The 4,002-nt window shown below is 66.2% G+C and carries 4 protein-coding genes; 2 read left to right on the plus strand and 2 right to left on the minus strand.

Going from position 1 to position 4,002, the window contains the following annotated elements; genetic code table 11:
- Both IEW15_RS24920 and IEW15_RS24925 read right to left on the minus strand, forming a co-directional pair.
- On the minus strand, positions 1-1,067 hold a 1,067-nt coding region (locus IEW15_RS24920; protein WP_188583148.1), incomplete at its 3' end, for a TonB-dependent receptor plug domain-containing protein.
- An 80-nt stretch (positions 1,068-1,147) separates the two neighbouring features.
- Entirely contained in the window at positions 1,148-1,792 is a 645-nt protein-coding gene (locus IEW15_RS24925; RefSeq protein WP_188583150.1) for a TetR/AcrR family transcriptional regulator, read from the minus strand.
- A gap of 68 nt (positions 1,793-1,860) precedes the next feature.
- On the opposite strand from IEW15_RS24925, the gene IEW15_RS24930 reads away from it, so the two are divergent.
- Both IEW15_RS24930 and IEW15_RS24935 read left to right on the plus strand, forming a co-directional pair.
- Positions 1,861-3,006 carry a DUF2855 family protein gene (locus tag IEW15_RS24930; protein ID WP_188583152.1) on the plus strand — a complete coding sequence of 382 codons (1,146 nt, stop codon included), beginning with the start codon at positions 1,861-1,863 and terminating at the stop codon, positions 3,004-3,006.
- A 45-nt stretch (positions 3,007-3,051) separates the two neighbouring features.
- On the plus strand, positions 3,052-3,846 hold the full coding sequence (locus IEW15_RS24935; protein WP_188583154.1) for an SDR family oxidoreductase: 795 nt from the start codon (positions 3,052-3,054) through the stop codon (positions 3,844-3,846).
- Positions 3,847-4,002: the final 156 nt, after the last annotated feature.

The following is a 4,002-nucleotide window of genomic DNA, read 5'->3' on the forward strand; positions in this document are numbered from 1 at the left end:
TGACCCCGTCTGCGAGGCTGCATAGCCTCATCAACCAGCGACGTCCGCCGAGCCCTTTTCAACATCGGGCGGGACATCCCCAGGCCGATCTCGTCATGGTCATAGCGCGAATAACCGGCCCAGACCCGCACCGCGCTCAACCAGCCACGCTCGGGCCGGTATTCACCAAGGCCACGCCAGGTCACCTGCTCCATGTCGATCCGGGTCTGAAGTTCGGCTTCTTCGCCGCCCGGAATGTCATAGATGCTGCCATAGCGCGACAGCGACGTGCCGATATAGCCATTGTCGACGATATAGCTGCCGCCGATCGACTGGCCATCGGCCTTGACGCCGCTGTTCGCCTGGGTGCCGCCATCGGGCAGATCGTAGTCGCCGGCCCTGCGGCCGAAGGCATCGGCATGCAGCGCCACGCCGCCATGGCGGGTGGTCAGCGATACCGCGCCGTCGAGGTCATCGGCGGTGGAGCCGAAGCCACCCTGAACGCGACCGCGCGACTGCCCCGGCGCGATATCGACCGGAATCCGGTCATTCGATACATCGACCACGCCACCGATCGCCTGCGAGCCCCAGCGCAGGGTGGCGGGGCCGCGGATGACCTCGACCCGCTCGGCGGCCAGCGGATCGATCGGCACGCCATGATCCTCGCCCAGCGCCGAGACGTCATGGGCGCCGATGCCGTTTTCCTGCACCCGCACCCGCTCACTGTCCAGGCCGCGGATGACCGGCCGGCTGGCACCGGGCGCGAAGCTGCTGGCGGTGATGCCCGGCTCGCCGTCCAGCACGTCGCCCAGGGTCCGGCCGGCATCGAAATCGAGCTGATCGCGATCGACCAGGGTCACCGGCACGAAGCTGCCGGCGGTGACCGGCGACAATCCCGGCAGGCCGTCATCGGCCACCACGGCACCGTCCCGCGCGATCGGGCTGGCGGCGGTCACCACCAGTCCAGGCAAGGCCGCTGGTGCCGCTCCCGCTTGCGGCGCCTCGGCCACGGCGACCGCGCAGCCCATGGTGACGGCACCGATGGCTGTGGTGCAGAACAACGCCGTCCGGCGCGCGGTTCGAAGCATGGTGTCCCCGCTCAATTTGCAACAGTAATGTTATAACGTATCTCTTCTTAGCGGCAGCCCGCCCCTCATGCAACCCCGGATCAGCCAGCTTTCGATGAACCGCCGTCAAACATCCGACAGGCGATCGCCTCAAGCCCCGCCACCCAGTCGCCGATCTCAGGCCCGGTCGGCTCGACCAGCAGGACATAACGGCGGGTGCCAAGCACGGTGACGAACAGCGCCCGGATGCGCCGGGCATCGACACCCGGCGGCAGATCCGGCCAAGTCTGAATGATCCGCACCCAGGCCCCGGACAGTTCCTCATAGACCCGGCGGTGGTGCTTGTCCTCGGCAATGGCATGCTCGATCATCAGCATCGCATGGTCGAAACAGGGGGCCGCGCCGTCGGCGCCGCAGGTCATCCGCACCATCCGCGACAGCCGCTCGGGCCAGGGCAGATCGCGGGCCGCCAGCGCGTCCTCGTCCAGCCGGCGCAGCAGATCGTCGATGCAATGCCGGACATAGCCCGAGAACAGCGCGGTCCGGTTGGGGAAATAATCATAAAGCGTGCCGACCGCGAAACCGGTCTCGGCGGCAACCGCCTTGGTGGTGACGGCGTCGGGGCCGTCGCGCAGCCATATCCGAACCATGCCGTCATAGATCGTCTGCACCGTGAACCGGGCGCGGGCCTGCGACGGCCGTTTCAGCGGCTTGTGGACGGCGGATTTCGGCGGCTGTGGCGGCATGGCAAATCCGAACCCCTGGTTTCGGGCAATCCGGTAGTCTCGATCATCAGCAACCGGAGGATACACCGATGACCCTGCCCCGCACCACGGCCCGCCTGCTGACACCGAAATCCGATCTCGGCGGCGCGCTGATCGAGACGATCGACGAGGCGCCGCCCGCCTCTGGCGACATCTGGCTCAGGCTCGACCGCTTCGCGCTGACCACCAACAACATCACCTATGCCGCCTTCGGCGACGCGATGCGCTATTGGGATTTCTTTCCGACCGGCCGCGACAGCCACGGCCATATGCCGGTCTGGGGTTTCGCCGATGTCGTGGCCTCGACGGTCGAGGGAATCGCTGTGGGCGAACGGTTCTATGGCTATTTCCCGATCCGCGAGCTGGTGCGGATGACCCCGGGGCGGATCACGCCGCGCGGCTTCTATGACGTCGCCGATCATCGCCTGCCGCTGACCTCGGCCTATAACCAGTACACCCGCTGCAGCCAGGATGCGGCTTATGATCCGGCGCTCGAAAATGCCCAGATGCTGATCCGGCCGCTGTTCATCACCTCCTTCGTGCTCGCCGATTATCTGGCCGACAATGGCTGGTTCGGCGCCAGCCGGCTGGTGGTGTCCAGCGCGTCATCGAAGACCGCCTATGGCGCCGCCTTCTGTCTGAGCGCCGCCCGCGCCACCGGCCGGATCGAACTGATCGGCCTGACCAGCGCCGGCAATCGCGGCTTCACGGAAGGGCTCGGCCTCTACGACCGGGTCGTGACCTATGACCGGCTGGAGGATATCGCCGCCGACCGCCCGGTGCTCTATGTCGATTTCTCGGGCGATGACGGCTTGCGCGCGCGGGTCCACGACCATTTCGGACCGGCCCTGGTCCATGACTGTCTGGTCGGCTCCGCCGCCAACACCGCACCTCTCGATCAGACACTGGCACATGGCGCCACCCTGCCGGGCCCCGCGCCGGTGATGTTTTTCGCGCCGGTCCAGATCCGCAAGCGCAATGCCGATTGGGGCGGGGCCGAATTCACCCGGCGCTTCAACATCGACCAGACCGCCTTCATCACCCGCGCCACCACCGGTGCGGCACCCTGGATGCGGATCGGCGAGGCCCGGGGCATGGACATGGCCGCATCGCTGATCCGGCAGTTGCACGATGGCACCGCCGATCCGCGCGTGGGACATGTCATCGTTTTGGATCAGCCGGCTTCCCGCCTATAGTTGTTGTCACAACAAGAAACCACCTACGCCGGAGGAACTCCCCCCATGAAATTGGACAACAAGGTCATCGTCGTCACCGGCGGCGGTGCCGGTATCGGCCGGGCGCTGTGCCAGCGCTTTACCGCAGAAGGCGCCAGGGCGGTGATCGCGGTCGACCTGAACGGCGATGCCGCAGCGGAAACCGCCGCATCGGGCGCGGCCCAGGGTCATTATCAGGTCGATGTGTCGAATTTCGACCAGATGGCGGCCATGATCGACGATGTCGAAGCCAAATTCGGCCCGATCGATCTGTTCTGCTCGAATGCCGGTATCGGTCTGGGCGATCCGGATTTCGACAACGCCGCCTCGTCATCCGAGGAACACTGGCAGCGGAGCTGGGGCGTCAATGTCATGGCGCATGTTCATGCGGCCAAGCTGCTGGTGCCGCGCATGAAGGCGCGCGGCCATGGCTATTTCCTGAACACGGTATCGGCGGCGGGACTGCTGTCGCAGATCGGCAGTGCCACCTATTCCACCACCAAACACGCGGCCATCGGCTTTGCCGAAGCGCTGGCGATCGCACACAAGGATGACGGCATCCGCGTGTCGGCGCTCTGCCCGCAGGGTGTGGAAACCGCCATGCTCCGCTCCATGGCCGGCAACCCCGCCTCGCTCGACGGCGTTCTCACGCCCGAAGACGTCGCCGGCATCGTGGTCGAGGCGATCGAGGCCGAGCGCTTCCTGATTCTGCCGCACGAGATCGTGCTGAAATACATGCGCAACAAAACCAGCGATTACGAACGCTGGATCGGCGGCATGGTCAAGCTGCGCCGCAGCATCAAGGCCGCCCGCACCGACTGATCGGACCAGGCCGGAACATCGGCCGTGGCCGCCGTGGGGATCAGTCCTGAACCTCCGGCAGCCCGGCCAGATGGCCTAGCAGCCTGTCGGACTTTCCCCAGCGTGCGAGCGGTGCGATGATTCCGTTGGTTTCAACGGGATTGCGCGCTGATGGCC

It is taken from the genome of Tistrella bauzanensis, assembly GCF_014636235.1.
Lineage (GTDB): Bacteria > Pseudomonadota > Alphaproteobacteria > Tistrellales > Tistrellaceae > Tistrella > Tistrella bauzanensis.